The 19,965-nt window shown below is 73.0% G+C and carries 17 protein-coding genes; 14 read left to right on the top strand and 3 right to left on the bottom strand.

Going from position 1 to position 19,965, the window contains the following annotated elements; genetic code table 11:
* The first annotated feature begins 158 nt into the window (after positions 1–158).
* The 13 genes from IEZ20_RS07050 to IEZ20_RS06990 all read left to right on the top strand — a co-directional run bounded on the left by IEZ20_RS07050 (position 159) and on the right by IEZ20_RS06990 (position 14,784).
* Positions 159–1,787 (top strand): tryptophan halogenase family protein, encoded by a 1,629-nt coding sequence (locus IEZ20_RS07050; RefSeq protein WP_189295537.1) that lies wholly within the window; start codon positions 159–161, stop codon positions 1,785–1,787.
* On the top strand, positions 1,777–2,340 hold the full coding sequence (locus IEZ20_RS07045; protein ID WP_189295535.1) for a flavin reductase family protein: 564 nt from the start codon (positions 1,777–1,779) through the stop codon (positions 2,338–2,340). Before IEZ20_RS07050 ends, IEZ20_RS07045 begins: the two co-directional genes overlap by 11 nt.
* A complete protein-coding gene (locus IEZ20_RS07040; protein WP_189295533.1) occupies positions 2,337–3,467 on the top strand; it encodes a peptidogalycan biosysnthesis protein in 1,131 nt (376 codons plus the stop codon). Before IEZ20_RS07045 ends, IEZ20_RS07040 begins: the two co-directional genes overlap by 4 nt.
* On the top strand, positions 3,449–5,305 hold the full coding sequence (locus IEZ20_RS07035) for a non-ribosomal peptide synthetase (protein WP_189295532.1): 1,857 nt from the start codon (positions 3,449–3,451) through the stop codon (positions 5,303–5,305). The genes IEZ20_RS07040 and IEZ20_RS07035 overlap by 19 nt, the downstream gene beginning before the upstream one ends.
* Entirely contained in the window at positions 5,305–6,057 is a 753-nt protein-coding gene (locus tag IEZ20_RS07030) for a thioesterase II family protein (RefSeq protein ID WP_189295530.1), read from the top strand. The genes IEZ20_RS07035 and IEZ20_RS07030 overlap by 1 nt, the downstream gene beginning before the upstream one ends.
* A complete protein-coding gene (locus IEZ20_RS07025; protein WP_189295528.1) occupies positions 6,047–7,243 on the top strand; it encodes a cytochrome P450 in 1,197 nt (398 codons plus the stop codon). Before IEZ20_RS07030 ends, IEZ20_RS07025 begins: the two co-directional genes overlap by 11 nt.
* A gap of 63 nt (positions 7,244–7,306) precedes the next feature.
* Positions 7,307–7,621, top strand: coding sequence for a YciI family protein (locus tag IEZ20_RS07020; protein ID WP_189295526.1), 315 nt, complete (start codon positions 7,307–7,309; stop codon positions 7,619–7,621).
* Positions 7,618–8,805, top strand: a complete 1,188-nt coding sequence (locus IEZ20_RS07015) for an acyl-CoA dehydrogenase family protein (RefSeq protein WP_229895922.1) — start codon at positions 7,618–7,620, stop codon at positions 8,803–8,805. Before IEZ20_RS07020 ends, IEZ20_RS07015 begins: the two co-directional genes overlap by 4 nt.
* Entirely contained in the window at positions 8,798–9,598 is an 801-nt protein-coding gene (locus IEZ20_RS07010) for an SDR family NAD(P)-dependent oxidoreductase (protein ID WP_189295524.1), read from the top strand. Before IEZ20_RS07015 ends, IEZ20_RS07010 begins: the two co-directional genes overlap by 8 nt.
* Positions 9,599–9,613: 15 nt before the next feature.
* On the top strand, positions 9,614–10,879 hold the full coding sequence (locus IEZ20_RS07005; RefSeq protein WP_189295522.1) for an ATP-grasp domain-containing protein: 1,266 nt from the start codon (positions 9,614–9,616) through the stop codon (positions 10,877–10,879).
* The gene (locus IEZ20_RS07000) at positions 10,876–12,114 is read left to right on the top strand and encodes an ATP-grasp domain-containing protein (protein ID WP_189295520.1); all 1,239 of its coding nucleotides are present in this window, start codon (positions 10,876–10,878) and stop codon (positions 12,112–12,114) included. Before IEZ20_RS07005 ends, IEZ20_RS07000 begins: the two co-directional genes overlap by 4 nt.
* Before the next feature lie 5 nt (positions 12,115–12,119).
* Positions 12,120–13,460: an MFS transporter gene (locus tag IEZ20_RS06995; protein ID WP_189295518.1), complete on the top strand. Its 1,341-nt coding sequence runs from the start codon at positions 12,120–12,122 to the stop codon at positions 13,458–13,460.
* Position 13,461: 1 nt separating this feature from the next.
* Complete coding sequence (locus IEZ20_RS06990; protein WP_189295516.1) at positions 13,462–14,784, top strand: cation:proton antiporter; 1,323 nt, start codon at positions 13,462–13,464, stop codon at positions 14,782–14,784.
* Positions 14,785–14,804: 20 nt separating this feature from the next.
* Here the strand turns inward: IEZ20_RS06990 and IEZ20_RS06985 are convergent, their stop codons facing one another.
* Positions 14,805–16,256, bottom strand: a complete 1,452-nt coding sequence (locus IEZ20_RS06985; RefSeq protein ID WP_189295514.1) for a WGR domain-containing protein — start codon at positions 16,254–16,256, stop codon at positions 14,805–14,807.
* 247 nt (positions 16,257–16,503) lie between these two features.
* Positions 16,504–17,145, bottom strand: coding sequence for a TetR/AcrR family transcriptional regulator (locus IEZ20_RS06980; RefSeq protein ID WP_189295512.1), 642 nt, complete (start codon positions 17,143–17,145; stop codon positions 16,504–16,506).
* A gap of 161 nt (positions 17,146–17,306) precedes the next feature.
* Between IEZ20_RS06980 and IEZ20_RS06975 the strand changes: the two genes are divergently transcribed.
* Positions 17,307–18,092 (top strand): SDR family NAD(P)-dependent oxidoreductase, encoded by a 786-nt coding sequence (locus tag IEZ20_RS06975; RefSeq protein WP_189295510.1) that lies wholly within the window; start codon positions 17,307–17,309, stop codon positions 18,090–18,092.
* 27 nt (positions 18,093–18,119) lie between these two features.
* Here the strand turns inward: IEZ20_RS06975 and IEZ20_RS06970 are convergent, their stop codons facing one another.
* Positions 18,120–19,742, bottom strand: a complete 1,623-nt coding sequence (locus IEZ20_RS06970; RefSeq protein ID WP_189295508.1) for an ABC-F family ATP-binding cassette domain-containing protein — start codon at positions 19,740–19,742, stop codon at positions 18,120–18,122.
* Between the last annotated feature and the right edge of the window lie 223 nt (positions 19,743–19,965).

The following is a 19,965-nucleotide window of genomic DNA, read 5'->3' as shown; positions in this document are numbered from 1 at the left end:
ACTTGTTTCCTCATATTCCGACTACCCCCGACAACAGCAAGGGAATGATTTGGCAAAATGCCGCGACGTGTTTGCGGCGGACGACGCACGGAAAACCATTGCCGAGGAAGCGCACGCGGGTACAATGCGCCCTGGGGCACGCCCCTGAGAAACGGAGGATGTCGGTGTCGGACAACATCGAACACATAGTGATCCTCGGCGGCGGCACGGCGGGGTGGATGAGCGCCGCGTATCTCGGCAAGGCGTTACAGGGAGCGGTGCGCATCACGGTTCTCGAAGCGCCTGCCATTCCGAAGATCGGGGTCGGCGAGGCCACCGTGCCGAACCTGCAGCGCGTCTTCTTCGATTTCCTCGGCATCCCGGAGGACGAGTGGATGCGCGAGTGCAACGCCTCCTTCAAGATGGCCGTGAAATTCATCAACTGGCGGACCCCCGGTGAGGGAAGTCCCACCGCACGCACGCTGAACGGCCGGCCGGACCACTTCTACCACCCGTTCGGCATCCTTCCGCAGGAGGACGGCGTCCCGATCACCCACCACTGGTCCGACCGCGCGGCGCGCGGCGAGACCGACCTGCCCTTCGACTACAGCTGCTTCGTCGACCCGGTGCTGATGGACCGCAACCTCGCCCCGCGCCACCCCGACGGCCGGCCCGCCACCCGGTACGCCTGGCACTTCGACGCCCATCTGGTCGCCGACTACCTGCGCCGCTGGTCGGTGGAGAAGCAGCAGGTACAGCACGTCCAGGACCGGATGGTGGACGTCCAGCTGGACCAGAACGGCTTCATCCGCTCCCTGCGCACGGAGAGCGGGCGCACCATCGAGGGCGACCTGTTCATCGACTGCTCCGGCTTCCGCGGCGCACTGATCAACCAGGTCATGGAGGAGCCGTTCCTCGACCAGAGCGACCACCTGCTCTGCGACAGCGCCCTGGCCTGCCCGGTGCCGCACGACGACGCGGCCCGCGGGATCGAGCCGTACACCTCGTCCATCGCCATGAAGTCGGGGTGGGCCTGGAAGACGCCGCTGCTCGGCCGCTTCGGCACCGGATACGTCTATTCCAGCTCGTTCGCGACGGAGGACGAGGCGGTACGGGACTTCACCGCGCTCTGGGGGATCTCCGCCGACCGTGAGTTCAACCGGATCCGGTTCCGGGTGGGTCGTAACCGGCGGTCCTGGGTGAAGAACTGCGTCAGCATCGGTCTGTCGTCGTGTTTTCTGGAGCCGCTGGAGTCGACCGGCCTCTACTTCACCTACGCGGCCATCTACCAGTTGGCCAAGCATTTCCCGGACAAGAGCTTCAGTCCGATATTCGCGGATCGCTTCAACAAGGAGATCGCGGCGATGTACGACGAGTCGCGTGATTTCCTGCAGGCGCATTTCTATTTCTCGCCGCGCGAGGACACGGATTTCTGGCGGGCGAACAAGGACCTGACCCTCGGCGAGGAGATCCGCGAGAAGGCGGAGATGTACCTCAAGGGCATTCCTGTCAACCTGCCGACCGCCGACGAGTCGACGTACTACGGCAACTTCGAGGCGGAGTTCCGCAACTTCTGGACCAACGGCAGCTACTACTGCATCTTCGCCGGCCTCGGCATGCTGCCGGAGCGGCCCATCGCTCCGCTCGCGTACGGCCGTGACACGCGCGCGTCCGCGCGGAGAATGTTCGACGGTGTGGCCCGGCGGCAGCGGGAGCTGTCGCAGACCCTGCCGACCATGTACGACTATCTGCGTGACTTCCACGGAGCGTCCGCCGGCTCCGGCGACGGCGACCGCCATGCCCGCTGACGGCTTCCGGGACCTGATGAGCCGTTTTCCCAGCGGGGTCACCGTGGTGACGGCGCGCGGTCCCCGCGGCGAGCCCGTCGGCATGACCTGCTCGTCGGTCGCCAGCGTCTGCACCGACCCGCCGACCCTCCTGGTGTGCCTGCGCAGCGACAGCGCCACGCTGGCGGCCGTGCGGACGGGCACGTTCGGCGTCAACATGCTCGACCGGGACGCCCGCGACATGTCCGAGCTGTTCTCGGCCCGCGACGTCGACCGGTTCTCGGCGGTCTCCTGGGAGCCCTCGCCCGCGGGGGTCCCCTGGCTGCCGGACTGCTCGGCGGCCATGGCGGAGTGCCGGGTACGCGCCACCCACGCCGTCGGTGACCACACCGTGGTGCTGGGGGAGGTCGCCCACACCGTCACCAACGGAAGGCCGCCGCTGCTGTACGGGATGCGACGCTACGCCCGCTGGCCGGACGGACCCGGGCACGGCGACGAGCCCGCCGTCGCGGAAGGATCACCACCGAAGAGGAAGGCCGTCCGGACGGACGGCGTGAGGAAGCGATCGGCATGACGGACGACAGTGTGCTGGGCGGTCTCGACGCGGAGACCTGGGACGCCCTGGCCGCGGACCACTTCTACTCGTCGGGCACGTGGCTGAGGCACTGCGCCGACTATCCCGGAGCGACCGTGGGCGCGGTGCACGCGGCCACGGCGGCCGGGCTGGCGGCCGTACCGACCGTGGAGTTCGACGGGACCCAGCCCCTCAACTACCACTGGCAGAAGATCCTCACCGGCCGGGACCTGCCCGCCCCTCCGGCCGGCGGACTGCTCGTCGGCCCCCGGCTGGCCTACCAGTCGCACGTGCTGCGCGACTCGGACGACCCCGCTCTCCTGCGTGAACTGCTCGCCCGGATCCGGCAGGCCCACGACCGGCTGGAGATGCGCGAGAAGGCGTGCGTGGCGATGTACCTCGGCACCGAGGACGTGACGCTGCTGCGCGCCGCCGGCGTGGAGGCGCAGCCCGTACTGCTGGAACCCGACGCCTGGATCGAGGTGCCGCCCGGCGGGTGGGACGCCTGGCTGGCCTCCCTGACGTCGAAACGGCGGGTGGCGGTCCGCCGGGAGGTACGGGCCTTCGAGGAGGCCGGCTGCCGCATGACGCACGTCGGTCTGCTCGACTGCTGGGAGCAGCTGCCCGCACTGGCCAACTCCATGGCCCTCAAGTACGGGTACCCGACCAGGACCCCCGAGTTCCGCGTCGAGTTCGAGCGGTACGCGCGGATGACCGGGCCGGCCGGTCGTGTGGCCCTGTGCCACGGGCCCGACGGAGCGCTGATCGGGTTCTGCCTGTACTACGTGTGGGGTGACGCCGTGTACCTGCGGTGGGCGAGCTTCGACTACGACCGCCTGGTGGGCTGCGAGGAGTACTTCAACCTCGTCTACTACAGCCAGATCAGGCTGGCCGGGGAACTGGGCGTCCGCTGGGTGCACGCCGGCAAGAAGGCCCTGGAGGCGAAGGTCCTGCGCGGCGCCGAACTGCGCCCGCTGTGGATGCTCGACCTGTCCCCCGACAGCCCGCTGGTGCCGGCGTCCGACCTCGTACGCCGGCACAACGCCCGGCTGCTCGCGGAACTCGAAGCCGACCCCGGCACCGAACGGGCCGTCAAGAACCGTGCGGAATGGGACCTGTTCACCTGACGCCACCGGGCACGCCGCCGCACCGGGGCGTGCCGGACGCAAGGGGAGGAAATGTGAATCGAGCGGACCACGGGGGCAGGCCGCTTCCCCTGCTCGAAGCAGTGGAGGCATGGGCTGCGAGAACGCCGGAGGCCACGGCGGTGTCCGCGCCGGACGGCGTTCTCACCTTCCGCCGGCTGAGCGAAGAGGTGCGTGCCCTGGCCGCCGTCCTGCGCAGCGGCGGCGCCGGCCCCGGCACCGCCGTCGGCGTCAGCCACGGCCGGTCCTACCGGCAGGTCGTCGGCGTGCTGGCCGTACTGCGGGCGGGGGCCGCCCTGGTGCCCCTGGACGACCGCAACCCCGCCGACCGGCTGAGCTACGTCCTCAAGGACGCCGACGTCCGGATGCTGCTGGGCTCACTTCCCGCCGGAGCCTCGGTCCCGCGCCTGCGCCGCGTCACGGAGCCGGACGCGCCCTCGGACACGGCCGCGTCCGCCGGAACGGCCCCGCTCGCCGCAGCCGGCCCGGACGACACCGCCTACGTCGTCTACACCTCCGGCACGACGGGATGGCCCAAGGGCGTCGAGGTCACCTACGGGAACCTGGACGCGTTCCTCCGGGCGCTCGCCGAACTGGAACTGCCCTCCGGCGGCACGGGGATCAACGCCGTCTCCCCCGCCTTCGACGGATGGCTGTGGTGCGTCCTGCTCCACCTGCTCCACGGACAGGGCACGGCGATCATCGACCTGAACCACGAGGCCGCGGGCGACCTGGCCGAGCAGATCTCCGCGGCACGGCCGCGCACCGTCTGCCTGACCCCCTCTCTGCTCGCCACCTGCACGGACGCGCTGGACGGCGTGGAGACACTGGTCCTGGCCGGTGAGCCGTGCCCGCCCGGCCTGGTCCGGCGGCTGCCCGACGGCCTGCGCGTGCTCAACGTCTACGGGCCGACGGAGACGACGATCGCCGCGACCTGGGCGGACAGCGCCCGGGGAGACGACGTCACCACCATCGGCCGCCCCCTGACCGGCTACCACGTCCACGTCCTCGCCGAGGACGGCAGCCCCACACCGCCCGGGGAGGTGGGCGAGCTGTACATCGGCGGGCCCGGCGTGGCCCGCGGCTACCGCAACCGCCCTGACCTCACCGAGCGGTCCTTCGTCGACGACCCGTGCGCCGGGCCCGGCGCACGGATGTACCGGACGGGCGACCTGGTGAGCCGGCTGCCGGACGGGCAGCTGCGCCACGCGGGCCGGGCCGACGAACAGGTCAAGGTGCGCGGTTTCCGGGTGGAACTCCCGGAGGTGGAACGGACGGCGGGCGAGCTGCCGGGGGTGCGCGCCTGTGCCGCCTTCCGCACCGCCACGGGCGACAACCTCGGTCTGGCGGTCCTCGGCGGCCCGCAGACGGCCGCGCCGGACTGGCCGGCACGGGTCATCGCCCACTGCGCCACCCGGCTCCCCTCCGCCGTGGTCCCCGCGGTGGTGATCACCGTCGACGCGCTGCCGACCACGCCGTCCGGCAAGGTGGACCGGGCCGCGCTGGCGCGGGCGGCCGACGAGATCGCCGCCCGCCCCGGAGGACGCCCGGCGCGGACACCGCGCGAACGCCAGGTGCGGGCCGCCTGGGAGGACGTACTCGGCCGGTCCGTGCCGGACGTGGACGCGGACTTCTTCGCGCTCGGCGGTCACTCGCTGCTGGCCGCCCGCGCCGTGTCCGAGCTGCGGCGCAGCACCGGTCTGCGGATCTCGGTACGCGATCTGCTGGCCTCGCCGACCGTCGCGGGTCTGGCCGCCGCGCTCGACCGGATCGCGGCGGAGCCGGGTGCCGGCGGCGGGACGACGGCGGTGAACGACTGATGGCCGGGTCCTGGCTGCGCCCGTGGCACCCGGCGCCCCGGCGGGCCCCCGCGCTGCTGTGCCTGGCGCCGGCGGGCGCGGGCTGCGGGCAGTACCGGCCCTGGCAGGAGCTGCTCGGTGACGACGTGTCGGTCATCGGGGTCGCCCTGCCCGGGCGGGAGTCCCGCTGGTCGGATCCGATGCCCGGCACGCTGGAGGAGGCGGTACGGCAGATCGCGGCGGAGGCCGACGCGTTGCTCGCGCCCGGTCAGCCCTGCACGGTGTTCGGGCAGAGCTTCGGCGGACTGCTCGGCTTCGAGGTCGTACGCCGTCTGGCCGCGGACCACGGCAGGACGCCCGTGGCCCTCGTGGTGGCGGCCTGCCGGGCACCCCATCTGTGGGTCGGGGCGGGCAACGGTCTGCTCGCCGCGGACGACGAGCTGGAAAAGCTGCTGGCGGCCCGGGACCTCGACCCCGACCTGCTGGATCCGGGCACCCGGGAACTGATGCTGGAGACCCTGCGCGCCGACGTGGAGCTGTCGCTCACCTACCGGCATCCGGGCCGCGTGGTCCTCCCCGTCCCCGTCGAGGCCTGGGGCGGCCAGGACGACACCACCGTCACCGCCGCCCATCTCGCCGAATGGGCCGTCCACACGGACGACTTCCGCCGGCGGGAGTTCCCGGGCGGCCACTACTTCTGTGCCGAACACACCGACGACATCACCGCCTTGCTTCGGACACTCGCCCGAGAAGGGGACCGGCATGCGAGTTGACCTCCTCGACCCCGATCTCTTCGCCGCCAACGCCTTCTGGCCCACGCTGCGGCACCTGCGGCAGCAGGCCCCGGTCCACTGGCACGACCACCCGGACGGCGGGGGCTTCTGGGTGGTCACCCGCTACGACGACATCGTCGCCGTCTACACGGACCACGACTCCTTCAGCTCCCGCTACGGCATGCGGCTGGACAGCAATCCCGAGGCGGTGTCCGCCGTGGCCCAGCGCATGCTGATCGTCTCCGACGCCCCGGACCACACCCGCCTGAAGCGGGTCCTCGCCGGCGCCTTCGCGCCCAACGAGATGCCCCGGTTCGAAGCGCTCGTCCGCCAGGTGGTCCGCGAGACCGTCACCGAGGCCCTGGACCGCGTGGAGTTCGACTTCATCGACATCGCCAAGCAGGTGCCCAACCGGGTGGTCTGCGCGTTCATGGGCGTGCCCCGCGCCGACTGGGAGTGGCTCGGGGACATCGCCACCGAGGCCTTCGAGGGAGCCGACGAACAGGCCCGGTCCGGGGCGCACAGCGAGATCTTCCTGTACTTCGGCGAACTGCTCGGCGAACGCCGGAGGTCTCCCGGCGAGGACTTCCTGAGCCGGATCGCGGCGGACGGCGCGCTGTCCGAGGAGACCGGCGAGCGACGGCCCCTCACCGACGAGGAGATCGTCTTCAACTGCAACGGGGTGCTGGCCGGCGCGAACGAGACGACACGCTATTCGGCGGCCGGCGGCGTTCTGGCGTTCATGGAGAACCCGGGACAGTGGAACCTGCTGCGCTCCGCGTCGGGACCGGAGGCGATCCCGGCGGCCGTCGAGGAGATCCTGCGCTGGACCGTGCCCGGCGTGCACGCGATGCGGACCGCGCTGCGCCCCGCCCGTGTCGGCGGCGTCGACATCGCCCCCGGCGACCGGGTCACCGTGTGGAACGCGTCCGCCAACCGCGACGAGTCCGTGTTCGCCGACCCCGACGCCTTCCTCGTCCGGCGCACCCCGAACCGGCACATCACCTTCGGCGCCGGACGGCACCTGTGCCTCGGCGCCCGTCTGGCACGCCTCGAACTCGGCGTGCTCTTCGAGGAGCTGACCTCCCGGGTCAAGGAGTTCCGGCCCACCGGCCAAGCCCTCTTCAACGCCTCGAACTTCACCTGGGGCGTGCGCAGCCTGCCGGTCGCCGTCACACCGGCGTGAGGCCGCGCCCCGCCGCACCACGGCTTTTGGAGCCTGCTGTCTTCCGCCAACGTAAGGACGGTCATGTCACCCGAGCTCTTCGTGCTCATCGTGCACCACGTCGGGGATCCCGCAGAGGTCGAGAAACACGTCCCCGGGCACATCGCCTACCTGGAGAAGCACCATGCGGCGGGCGTCTTCGTCCTGTCCGGCCAGACCCGGCCCGAGGAGTACGGCGGGGTGATCCTCGCCCGTGGCGTCACCCGCGCCGAACTCGACGCCGTCATCTCCGAGGACCCCTTCGTCCGGTCGGGTGTCTCGGAGTACACCGTGTTCACGATGGGTGCCCGGCGTGCCCACCCGGACATCCTGGCCGTCGTACGGGGAGAGGTCCGGTGACGGGCGCGCCGGGCGGGGGCGGCGCGCGGTCGCTGGTGGAGGCGGCGCGGCCGGTCGCGCGGCTCGCCGCCGCGCGGGCGGCGGACGCGGACCGGGGGGCGGTGCTCTCCGCGGAGGTGGTCTCCGCGGTCGTCGAGGCGGGCTTCGCCCGGCACTTCGTACCGCGGGCGCACGGCGGCGAGGAGGGCACGTTCCTCGCGTTCCTGCGGGCCTCGGCGGTGCTGGGCGAGGCGTGCGGCTCCACGGCGTGGTTCGCCTCCCTCGCCGCCACCATGGGACGCGTCACCGCCTGGCTGCCGCAGGAGGGGCGCAAGCGGATCTGGCAGGACGGCCCCGACACGCTCATCGCCGGTTCGCTGCTGCCGCAGGGCACCTTCGAGGAGGTCCCGGGCGGCTGGCGGATCCGGGGCCGGTGGCCCTACGTCAGCTCGTGCACCGCGGCCGACTGGGCCCTCCTCCTCGCCCGTCCCGACGGGGGCGACGTCACCGGGGCCCGGTTCTTCGCCCTGCCCCGGGAGGCGTACGCGGTGGAGGAGACCTGGGCGAGCCTGGGGATGCGCGCCACCGGCAGCCACACCGTCGTGGTGCGGGAGGCCGTCGTCCCCCGGGAACTGTCGTTCCCGCGAGCCGAGTTGTACAGCGGGGCGGCCGGCCCGCACGGCACCCCCTACTCGGTTCCGCTGCGGGCCGTGACCGGTCTGTCGTTCGCCGCTCCGGCGCTCGGCACGGCCCGGGGCGCGGCGCGCGTGTGGACCGAGCGCATACGCGGCCGGCTCGCCGCGGCCGGAGGCGGCACGCCCGCACTGGAGCGGGCGGGCTACGACCTGGCGCTGTCGCGGTCCGTGGACGACATCGAGATGGCCGCGCTGCTGCTGGAGCGTGTCGCCGCCTCCGCCGACGAGGCCGGGGCGAGGTCCGCCGGCGACCTGTGGGCGGCGGAGCGGGCACGCGGCACGGCGAAGGCGGCCGAACTGCTGCTCAGCTCGGTGGACCGGCTCCTGCGGGCGGCCGGCACCGAGTGCCTGGCCGTGGAGGACGAGCTGCAACGACGGTGGCGCGACCTGCGCACGGTGGCGAGCCACGGCACGCTGCGCTACGCCACGAAGGCCGCCGCCTACGCGGCCTGCATCTGGTCGTCCGGCCTCGCGGACGACACCGGAAACCGAAGGAGCAATCATGCCTGACGTCGCTCTGGTCACGGGGGCCAGCAGGGGCATCGGCCGCGCCATCGCGGTGCGGCTCGCCAAGTCCGGGTACGACCTCGCGCTCGTCGCACGGTCCGAGGGGCCGCTGCGGGAGACGGCCGCCCTCGTGGAGAGCTTCGGCCGCCGTGCCCTGACGGCCGCGGCGGACATCACCCGGCGCGGCGACGTGGAGGCGGTCCGCACGACGGTCCTCGACGCGTTCGGGCACGTCGACGTGCTCGTCAACAACGCGGGGTACGCCAGCCGGCCGCAGCCCTTCGCCGAGTGGGACCCCGACGACTGGTGGCGGGTGATCGAGACGAACCTGCGCGGACCCGCGCTGCTGTGCCGGGCCCTGCTGCCGGAGATGCTCGCCCGCCGCAGCGGCCGCATCGTCAACATCAACTCGCTGCAAGGGTCGAAGGTGTCCGGCGCCGGTTCGGCCTACGGCGTCTCCAAGGCCGGCCTGATGCGTCTCACCGACGCCCTCGCCGACGAGGTCCGCGGCTCCGGCGTGACCCTGTTCGACCTGAGTCCGGGGCTGGTACGCACCGAGATGACGTCCGGCCGGCCCGACCTGGACGCGCTCCCCGAGAGCGCCTGGTCGCCGCCGGAGGCCGCCGCCGAGAAGGTGGCGCAGCTCCTCTCCGGCCGCTACGACGCCCTGCACGGCCGCTTCGTCCACCTCACGGACGATCTGGACGAGCTGGTGGGACGGATCGCGGGAGACGCGCGGCTGCTGCGCATGCGGCCCCCCGCCGACCCGGCCCCCGAGAACGACAAGACCGCCTAGAGGCCCGGGACTTCCGTGAGCGCATCGATACTGATCGTGGGGCTGCCCTGGAGCCAGGACGAGCTGGCGCTCGCCGTGCGGGCGGCGCGTGCGCTCGGCGGCCGGCCGGTCGTGGCCGACACCGAACGGGCGCTCGGCGCGATCCGGCCGCCCGAGGGCTGCACCTGGCTGCCGGTGGAGGAGCTGAGCGTGTCCGCCGTCGTCGCCGCCTGCGGTGACATCCGGCCCGACCACGTCGTGTCCATCACCGAACTGACCACCGTGCTCGCCGCGCAGGTCCGCGAGGCCCTCGGTGTGCCGGGCACACCTGCGCGGACGGAGGCCGCCGTCACGGACAAGTTCCGCACCCGCTCGCTGCTGCGGGCCGCCGGACTGACCGCGGTGGACTGCCTCGAGACGTCGCTGCGTGACCTGCCCGGGGTACTCGCGTCGGCGGACCTCCCGGTCGTGGTGAAGCCCGTGGCCTTCACCGGCAGCCACGGCGTGCGGCACATCGCCGCCCCCTCGGACCTGGCCGCGCTGATGGACTCCTACGACCCCGAGGCGGCCGCCGGCGCCGGGCGGGACCGCCTGATCGTGGAGTCGGTGATCCCGGGCGACGAGATCAGCGCCGAGGCGGTCTGTGTGAACGGCGAGGTGCACCTCCTCGCCCTGACCGACAAGTTCAACACCGGTGTCCCCCACTACTACGAGGTCGGCCACGTCATGCCGAGCCGGCACACCGCACGGTGGGACGACCGGGTGCGGGCCTACCTCCAGGACGTCGTGTCGGTGCTGAAGATCGGGACCTCGGCCCTGCACGCGGAGCTGAAGCTGCACGAAGGCCGGGTGGAACTGGTCGAACTGCACACCCGGTTCGGCGGCGGAAGCATCGTGCACCTGCTGGCCGAGGCGTACGGGATCCGCGCCTACGACGTCTGGTTCGCGGCCCTCCTGCGCGGCGAGGCGCCCGACGTCCCGCGGGCCGCGGGCACCGCCGGGGTGGCGTTCTTCGGCGGCTGGGCGGGGGCCCCGTTCCGCTGGCACTCGTACGACTTCCCCCACGCCGGCGCCGTCATGGAGCTGACTCTCGACGCGCGGGCCCGGCCGAGAGTACGGCAGCACGAGGGCATCCGCCTCGGTTACTGGCGCACCGGCCGGGCCGTCTTCCACGCGGACGGCGCGGACGGCTACGCGCGGGTGGCGGAGAACGTGGCCTTCGTGCGCGACCAGTTCCTGAGCCTCGACCCGGCCGTCCGCCCGCACAGCAGTCCGACGCACCACGAAGGGACCCACCGGTGACGCACGTTCTCATGGTCGGCTTCGGCTCCGTCTTCCTGGAGGCCGTGGAAGGGGCCGTCCCCGACGACAGCATCGTGGTGCTGGAGGAGCCCGACAACATTCGGCACCGCGGCCTGGACGGGGAGGCGGAGCGCCGGGCCTGCCTGCGCGCGGTGGTCCCGGCCACCTACCAGCAGGGCGGCGACTGCCTCGACATCGCGGCGGAACTGCACCGGAAGCAGCCGTTCGAGGCGGTGGTGCCGGCCCTGGAGTACGCCGTGCCCGCCGCCGCGGCGATCGCGGAGAAGCTGGGCCTGCCCGGCGCCACGTCCCGGGCGGCCGGCGTCCTGCGCGACAAGCTGCTGCTGCGGGACGTCACCGGCAGGGCCGGGATGCCGACGCCCCGCTGGCGGGAGATCCACGGACCGCGCGACATCGTCGACTTCGCCGAGGGCGGCCCCGTGGTCGTCAAGCCCGCCGACCGCCAGGCGAGCGTCGGCGTCCAGCTGCTCAACCACTGCGACCTCCCCGAGGCCGAACGGGCCTGGCGGGCGCTGCTGGAGGCCGCCGAGCCCGGTCATGCGCCGGACCGGCCGATGGACCGGCGCTTCCTCGCCGAGGAGCGGGTGTACGGCACCGAGTACAGCGTCGAGGCCCTGGTGCGCGAGGGGCACATCGAGTTCTTCAACGTGACCGAGAAGTCGGTGATCGGCGGCCGGCATCCGGTGGAGTCCGGCCATGTCCTGCCGGCCCCCGTCAGCGCCGGGACGGAGCGGGACATGCGGACCGCGATGCGCCGGCTCATCGGGGCGACCGGGTTCGGGTCCGGGATCCTGCACGCGGAATGGATCATGACGGGGAGCGAGCTGGTCCTGGTCGAGTGTGCCGGCAGGTGTCCCGGCGACCGCCTGACCGATCTGCTCGACCTCGCCTACGCGACCGGGATCCGGCCGGCCCTGATCGAGATCCTGGCGGGCCGGCGCCCGCGCCTGCCGCAGCGGGCGGCGGGAGCGGCCGCCATCCGGTTCATGTCCGCGCCGCCCGGCGAGGTGGTGTCCGTGGAGGGCGTGGCGCAGGCCCGCAGGCGTCCGGGTGTGCACAGTCTCCAGGTGACGGTCGGTGAGGGCGACCGGATACGTCCGTGGTCGTCCTCCTGGGACCGGTACGGCTATGCGCTGGCCACCGGCCGGACCCCGGAGGAGGCGAACAGCCGCGCGGTCGCGGCCGCCGCCTCGGTCCGCGTGCGGACCCGGTGACGGCCATGGCGAACGGGAACACCTCGACGGGGCAGACCGCGGCGGGCGACGGGGCCGGTGCGGCGGACGGCCCGGCCGCGCCGGCGCCTCGGACGCGGTTCGGGCGCCGGCTGGCGGCCCTGTGGCCCTCCGGCCGCGCCGAACGCGGCCTGGTCGCGATGGCCCTGGCCGACGCCACCGGAACCGGAGCGTTCCTCTCCGTCTCCGTGGTCTTCCTCACCCGCGCCGTCGGGCTGTCCGCCTCCCAGGTCGCCGTCGGCCTCAGCCTGGCGGCCGGTGTGGGGCTCGTGACGACCGTGCCCGTGGCGATGGTCGCCGACCGCTTCGGGCCCAGACGGCTTCTGGTGCTGGTCACCCTGTGGCGGGCGGCGTGCTTCGTCGTCTACCCCTTCGTCCCCGGTTTCACCTCCTTCGTGGTGCTCATGGTGCTCATGGGCCTGGTCGACAAGGCGGCGGCGCCGCTCGGGCAGGTGCTGGTCGGCATGGCCGTGCCGGAGGACGCACGGGTGCGCACCATGGCGGTCATGGGCGCGGTCCGCAACTGCGGTTACGCGGGCGGAGCCCTGCTGGGCAGCCTCGCGCTGCTCGCGGACCACTGGGCGGCCTACGCGACGGTCATCCTCGCCAACGCCGCCTCGTTCGTGGGCCTGGCCGCCATCGCCGGGCGGCTGCCGCTGCGGCCGGACGCGACGGCCGACGCCTCCCGGCTGCGGCGGACGCTGTCCTTCGACGTGTTCAAGGACCGCCCGTACGTCGTGCTCGCGCTCCTGAACGGCGCGCTGACGATGCACATCACCCTGCTGAGCGTCGGCATACCGATGTGGGTGACCCAGGCATCGCACGCACCCCGGTCGACGGTCTCCGCGGTGGTGGTCCTCAACGCCGTACTGGCCGTGCTCTTCCAGGTGCGGGCGAGCCGGGGGGCCGAGGAACTGCCCACCGCGGCCCGGCTGATGCGGGCGGGCGGTCTCGCGCTCGCCGGGTGCTGCGTCCTGCTCGCCCTGGTTCCCTCCTTGCCGGCCGTGCCCGCCGTCGCGGTGCTCCTCGCCTCGGCCGTCGCCCTGACGGCGGGTGAGCTGTTCCAGTCGGCGGGCGGCTGGGGCGTTTCCTACGGCCTGGCCCGCAGCGGCCGGGAATCCGCCTACGTCTCCCTCTTCTGGCTCGGCGTGGGCCTGCAACAGATCATCGCTCCCCTGGTCGTCGCCCTGGTGATCAGCCGCGGGGCGCTCGCCTGGCTGCTGGTCGGCGCCCTCCTGGCGGCGGCGGGAGCGGCGGCGCCCCGAAGCGTCGGGTGGGCCGTGCGCGACCGGGAGAACCCACGGCACCGGCACACCGAGGAGAACTGAGATGTCCTTCTTCAACACGCCGACGGACAAGAACCTGGCTCTGCTGCTGGATGTCGTACCCGCCGTGCTGGTGGTCCTGGTGGCCTCCGGGGTGTGCGGCCGGCTGGCCGTGGCGCTGAAACAGCCGCGGGTGCTCGGCGAGATGGTCGCCGGTGTCCTCCTGGGCCCGACCGTGCTGGGCAAGATCTGGCCGCACAGCCAGACGTCCTTCTTCTCGGCGGACGTCAAATCGGTCCTCTACGTGTGGAGCACGGTGGGCCTCACTCTCTTCATGTTCCTCGTGGGGTCGGGCTTCAGCCACAAGGCCGCCGACGCCCGCGAGGGCGGCGGGGCCGCCGTGCTGGCCCTGTCGGGCATCGGCGTGCCGCTGGTCCTGGGGGTGGGTGTGGGCGCCGCGCTGCACGGGGAGATGTCGCTGCCCGGCGTGGGCATGGGCGAGTTCTGCCTGTTCCTGGGCGGGGCCCTGTCGATCACGGCCTTCCCGATGCTCGCCCGCATCCTGTACGAACGGAACCTGCAGAACTCCCGCCTGGGGCGCCTCTCCCTCCTCGGTGCCTCGCTGGACGACGCCGCCGCCTGGTGCTTCCTCGCCGTCCTGACGGCGCTGCACGGGAACCAGGGCCTGGGCAAGGCGCTGGGGACCATCGTCCTCGCCGCCCTGTTCGCCCTCGTGATGCTGGTGTTCGTCGCCCGCGCCCTGAGACCGCTGGGCGAGCGGGTGGAGCGGACCGGGCGGCTCGGCTTCGACGACCTGTACATCGTCCTCGCCGTCGTGCTGGCCGCCGGCTGGTTCACCGACCTGATCGGCGTCTACTCGGTGTTCGGCGGATTCATCGCCGGGCTGTCCATGCCGAAGAACCCGGCGTTCGTCGCGGCGCTGCACCAGCGCATGATGGACCTGGTCTGCGTGCTCATGCTCCCGGCCTTCTTCACCTTCTCCGGGCTCAACACCCAGCTCGACGGCATCGGGGGATGGTCGATGCTGATCGCCTTCCTGCTGATGCTGGCGGCGGCGGTGACCGGGAAGTACACCGGCTGCGCGCTCGCCATGCGGAGCATCGGTTTCAGCTGGCGGGAGTCATGGGCGGTCGGCGGCCTGATGAACGCCCGCGGACTGATGATCCTGATCTTCATCAACGTCGGCCTGGCCGAACACATCATCTCGCGGGACGTCTTCTCCCTGCTGGTGCTGGTCGCCGTGGTGACGACCGGCATGGCACTGCCGCTCTTCCGGTGGGCCGTCCCCGAGACCCGGGAGAAGCAGCTCGTCGCCGCCGCCTCCGGTGCGTCCGACCCGTCCGTGCCGGCCTCCGCCCGCAGCTGAGTCCCTCCCCGGGCGAGGGGTCACAGCAGGCGGCGGATGTCACCGCGGACGCGGTAGAAACCGCCCGCTGCCGGGTGCAGGGCGTCCACGACGTACCGGGCGCCGGGCTCGCGTATCGCGCGCGGGAACTGGACGTTCCAGGAGGAGTCGTAGCCGTCGGAGACCACGTGCACCCGCAGCCGGCCGCCCTGCTGGACGCACTCCACCACCACGGCCCCGGCGGGTGCCCGGTCGACGGTGGCCACCGCGGCCACGGCCGTCGCCGGAGCGTAGGTGGGCAGGGCGGCGGCCAGCTTGACGTCCCGCACCACCGGAACCGTGCCCTGCTGGGCCGCCGAGACCGCCGCCTCGCTCGCGTCGACGCACACCAGCGAGCCATCGGTGGTGACCAGGTACAGCCGCTCGTCGTGGTACTGCATCGACAGCGCCGAGCCGCTGCCCGTGCCGAGCTTCCACAGCCGCCTGCCGTCCCGGTCGAAGCAGTAGACGGAGGAGGCCGCGTCCCCGGCGAAGACGAACCGGCCGCCGGGTGAGGTGGCGCACGAGTACACCGGGCTGTCGCACGCGTACGTCGCCTCGACGGCGCCGGTGTCCTTCGACAGCCGCTGGACCACCCGGTGCGCGGTGCCCGCGTACACCGCGTCCTGCTCCTGCCAGCCGAAGAGCACGGCGCCGTTGGTGGGGGTGTGCCACAACTCGCCGCCGCCGTCCGGTGCGTAGGCGGTGACGCCCCGCTGGTGGCCGTGGTAGACGGCGCGGTCGTCGGCGCGGACCATCCAGGCGTGCTCGCCGTGGCTGCGCCGGGACCACTGGTGTTCGTCCTCGTGGTCGATGACGGTGAGCCGGCCCTCGCGGTCGGAGACGTCCAGGACGCCCTCGTGGATGTCGAGCCAGAAGATGTCGACGTCGGAGGCGATGTCATAGGCGGCGAAGGGGAGTTTGGAGGAGAGGTCGTACACCTTCCCGTCATCGCAGCCGGCGTAGATCCAGAAGTCGTCGGCGACCAGGCACTTCACCCCGTCCGGCAGGCTGAAGCGGGCCAGTACGGCGCCCTCGTGGTCCAGGGTGTAGACGTCACCCGCCTGGTTGCCGACCCAGCAGTGCTCGTCGTCCACGTGGATGCCGAACGCGGCGGAGCCGGTGCGGAACCGCCACAGCACCGGTGCCACGGCCCGCGCCGTGGACGGGGCGGAGCTGATCTGACGGCGGGTCACCGGGCGCGGGGCGCGCTGTCCCGGAACGGCCGGGGCGTATCCCTTGCGGACCTTCTCCCCCACCTTCCGGGCGGCTGCGGCCCGTGCCTTCTCCGCGGTCGGGAACGTCGTCGTCTGCACCTGCCCGGCGGCGCCGATCCGGCCGTACCGCACGGTCACCACCTGTCCGTCGACCGTCACTTCGTAGAACTTGTGGGCGCCGCCGCCTTCCTGCGACAGCTCCAGGTACGTGGTCGACACCGCGGACGCCGTGGACATGGCACACCCCTCCCCCAGACGGACCCGCGGCCGTTCCAGCAGGTCCTCGACTGCTTTCCACCGTAGGGGCACCCACTGACAATCACCCTCGTCGCCGCCTGGGCGCCGGCCGGGTGACCCGGGGGCGCGCCGCCCCGTCCCGTCCGGCGGGGAGCGCTCGGCGGGAACCGAACCGGTCCCCCGTCCGCGCGGCGCCCGGCGAGGGGAACCGGACCGTGGGGGCCGTCGAGGGCACGGCCTGGTCCCTTCAGTCCCCCTCCGGCAGCAACGCCTGCGTCCCGCCCAGGAGTTGGCGCAGGCACCGGAGGGCCAGGGCGGCCGGGGAGTTCTCGCCCGTGACGCCGGCCTCCGTGGCGGCCCAGGTCTCCAGGGCGATGCGGATCGCGTCGGTGGCGGCGGCCGCCACCAGGCGGGTCTGCAGCGCTTCGAGGCGGCCGTCGGCGAGCCGGGCGACGACGGGGACGAGTCTCTCCTCGGACTCCTGGTTCACCCGGTACCACACCGCGCGCAGCGCGGGATCGTCCTCGGCCGCGCGCAGCAGTCCCCGGGTCCGCAGCAGCGCCCCGGCGGCCTCCTCGTCCGGTGCCGCCAGCGACCGTTCCACCGCCGACTCCAGCGCCCGGAACAGGCCGCCGCCCGGCTCGGCCGCCTCCAGCAGCGCCCGCCACCGGTCGGCGCCGTCCGCGAGCAGCGGACTCACCGCGTCCTGCTTGGAGCGGAAGTAGCGGTAGAAGGTCCGCAGCGCCACGCCCGCCTGCCGGGCGATGTCCTCGGCGGTGGTCGCGTGCGGCCCCTGTGCGGCGAACAACTCGGCTGCCGCGTGGGCGATGTCCAGCTGGGTCGCGGCCTTGCGGCGCTCGGTCAGGGAGGAGGGCTGCTTGGTGCTCACTCCAGAAGGGTACGGCTCCGCACGCGCGAGTGGCACGCGATGCCTGAGTGGCAAAACGTGCCACTCAGACGTAACGTGAAGGGCATCGGGGCGTCGGACGGCAGGAGAACCGGCGTCGTACAGGTCCCGTCGCGCATCGGCGGGCCGGGCAGGAGACACCCATGAACCGCTACGAAGGCCGCCGTGCACTGATCACCGGGGGCGGGTCCGGCATCGGCCAGGCCACCGTGCTGCGCATCCTCGCCGAGGGCGGCAGCGTGGTGGCCGCAGACGTCAGCGAGCGGGGCCTCAGGGACACCCGGGAGAAGGCCGCCGGCCACGCGGACCGCCTGACGACCCTGGTCGTCGACATCGCCGACGAGTCCTCCGTACGCGCCGCCGTCGCCACCGCGACCGCCACGCTCGGCGGTCTCGACGTGCTGGTCAACGCGGCCGGGATCCTGCGCTCCTCCCACACCCACCTGACGGCCCTGGAGGAGTTCACCCGGGTCCTCCAGGTGAACCTCGTCGGCACCTTCCTGGTGATCCGCGAGGCGATACCGGCCCTGCTGGCCGGCCGGGACGCGGCGGTCGTCAACTTCAGCTCCACCTCGGCCGCGTTCGCGCACCCCTACATGGCGGCGTACGCGGCGAGCAAGGGCGGCGTCCAGTCGATGACGCACGCCCTCGCCGCCGAGTACGCGGGCCGGGGCATCCGCTTCACCGCCGTCCAGCCCGGTTCCATCTCCAGCGGCATGACCGACGGCAGCGGCGTCAGCGGGCAGAGCCAGGGCCCCGGACTGCCCGCCGACGCCGACATGGGCCTGTTCGCGAAGCTCTCCCCCGCCCTCGGCCGGGGATTCGCCGGCCCCGAGACCGTGGCGTCCGTGGTCGCGATGCTCGGATCCCGGGACGGCAGGTTCATCACCGGCACCGAGATCCGCATCGACGGCGGCACCCACTTCTGACCTCGGCGCCCACGTCCGGCCTCGGCGTCAGGCCAGCGCGATCAGGTCCCGGTAGCCCTCGTCCCACAGGTCCTCGTCCGCGTCCGGCAGGAGCAGGACCCGGTCCGGCCGCAGGGCGTCGACGGCGCCCTCGTCGTGGGTCACCATCACGATCGCGCCGGGGTACGAGCCGACCGCGCCCAGCACCTCGTCCCGCGAGGCCGGGTCGAGGTTGTTGGTGGGCTCGTCCAGCAGCAGCACGTTCGCCCCGGAGTGGACCAGGCCGGCCAGCGCCAGCCGGGTCTTCTCCCCGCCGGAGAGCACACCGGCGGGCTTGTCGGCGTCGTCACCGGTGAACAGGAAGGCGCCCAGGACGCGCCGCGCCTCACCCGGGCTCAGGTGCGCAGCGGCGAGGGCGAGGTTCTCCAGCACCGTGCGGCCGGGATCGAGCGTGTCGTGCTCCTGGGCGAAGTAGCCGAGGCGCAGCCCGTGCCCGTGCACCACCCGTCCTGCGTCGGGCCGTTCGGCGCCGGCCAGGATGCGGAGCAGGGTGGTCTTGCCGGCGCCGTTGAGGCCGAGCACGACCAGCCGGCTGCCCCGGTCCACCGCCAGGTCCACCCCGTCGAGGACGCGGTGGCCGCCGTAGGCCTTGGCGAGGCTGATCGCGCCGAGCGGGGTCCGCCCGCACGGGGCGGGTTCGGGCAGCCGGATCCGGGCGGTCTTCTCGGTGCGCCGGGCCGGCTCCAGTCCGGCCAGCATCCGGTCGGCCCGCCGTGCCATGCTCCGGGCCATGGTGGCGGTGGCGGAGCGGGCCTTCATCCGGCCGGCCTGCGCGTGCAGGGCGGCGGCCTTGCGTTCGGCGCTCACCCGCTCCCGGGTGCGGCGCCGCTCCTCCGCGTCCCGCCGGCTCAGGTACGTCCCCCAGCCTGTGTTGTGGATGTCGAGGACGGCCCGGGTGGCGTCCAGGTGGAAGACGCGGTTGACGACGTCGGCGAGCAGCGCCGTGTCGTGGCTGATCACGACCAGACCGCCCTGGTGGGCCTGGAGGAAGGTGCGCAGCCAGGCGAGCGAGTCGGCGTCGAGGTGGTTGGTCGGCTCGTCCAGCAGCAGCGTGCGGTCGGTGCCGGCGAACAGGATGCGGGCGAGTTCCACACGGCGCTTCTGCCCGCCGGAGAGGGCGCCGACCGGCTCGGCGAGCACCCGTTCGGGCAGGCCGAGTCCGGCCGCGACACGGGCCGCCTCGGCCTCGGCGGCGTAGCCTCCGCCGGCCTGGAAGGCGGCCTCGGCGCGGGCGTACGCGCGCATCGCCCGGTCCAGCGCCGCCGGGTCGGCGGCATCGGCGGCCGTCGCCGCCTCGGTCATCGCCACCTCGGCCCTGCGGAGGGCGCGCAGCGCGCTGTCGAGGCCCCGGGCGGACAGGATCCGGTCGGCGACGGTCCCGGCCGGGTCGGCGGCGCGCGAGTCCTGGGCCAGGAAGCCGACCGGCGCGGTGCGGGTGACGGCACCGGCGGCGGGCCTGGTCCGCCCGGCGAGGGCGTTCAGCAGGGTGGTCTTGCCGGCGCCGTTGCGGCCCACGAGGCCGATCCGGTCCCCGGGGGAGACGGTGAAGGAGACGCCGGAGAGCAGGAGGCGGGCGCCGGCACGCAGCTCGGCGTCACGAACGGTAATCATCGGTAAACGCTCCGAAAAAGCGAAAGGACACACTTCTGGCGTGGAAGCGGGTCCTCAGCTAGGAAATTCGGGGCGTGGACATGCGGACACGGTACCGCGGGCGCCCGCGCCGGAGCATGCCGTTTTCTTCCGGCGGGGGTCAGGCTCCTCCGCTCGGATCGGGGCGGGCCGGTCGGAGTCCGTCCGCGGGGCGCGGCCTCGGCTCATGGCCGTACGGCCGGGC

Origin of the sequence: Streptomyces cinerochromogenes (genome assembly GCF_014648635.1) — a bacterium.
In the GTDB taxonomy this organism is placed as follows: domain Bacteria; phylum Actinomycetota; class Actinomycetes; order Streptomycetales; family Streptomycetaceae; genus Streptomyces; species Streptomyces cinerochromogenes.
The sequence above is the reverse complement of the archived record's forward strand: the minus strand, read 5'-3'. Positions and strand labels throughout refer to the sequence as shown.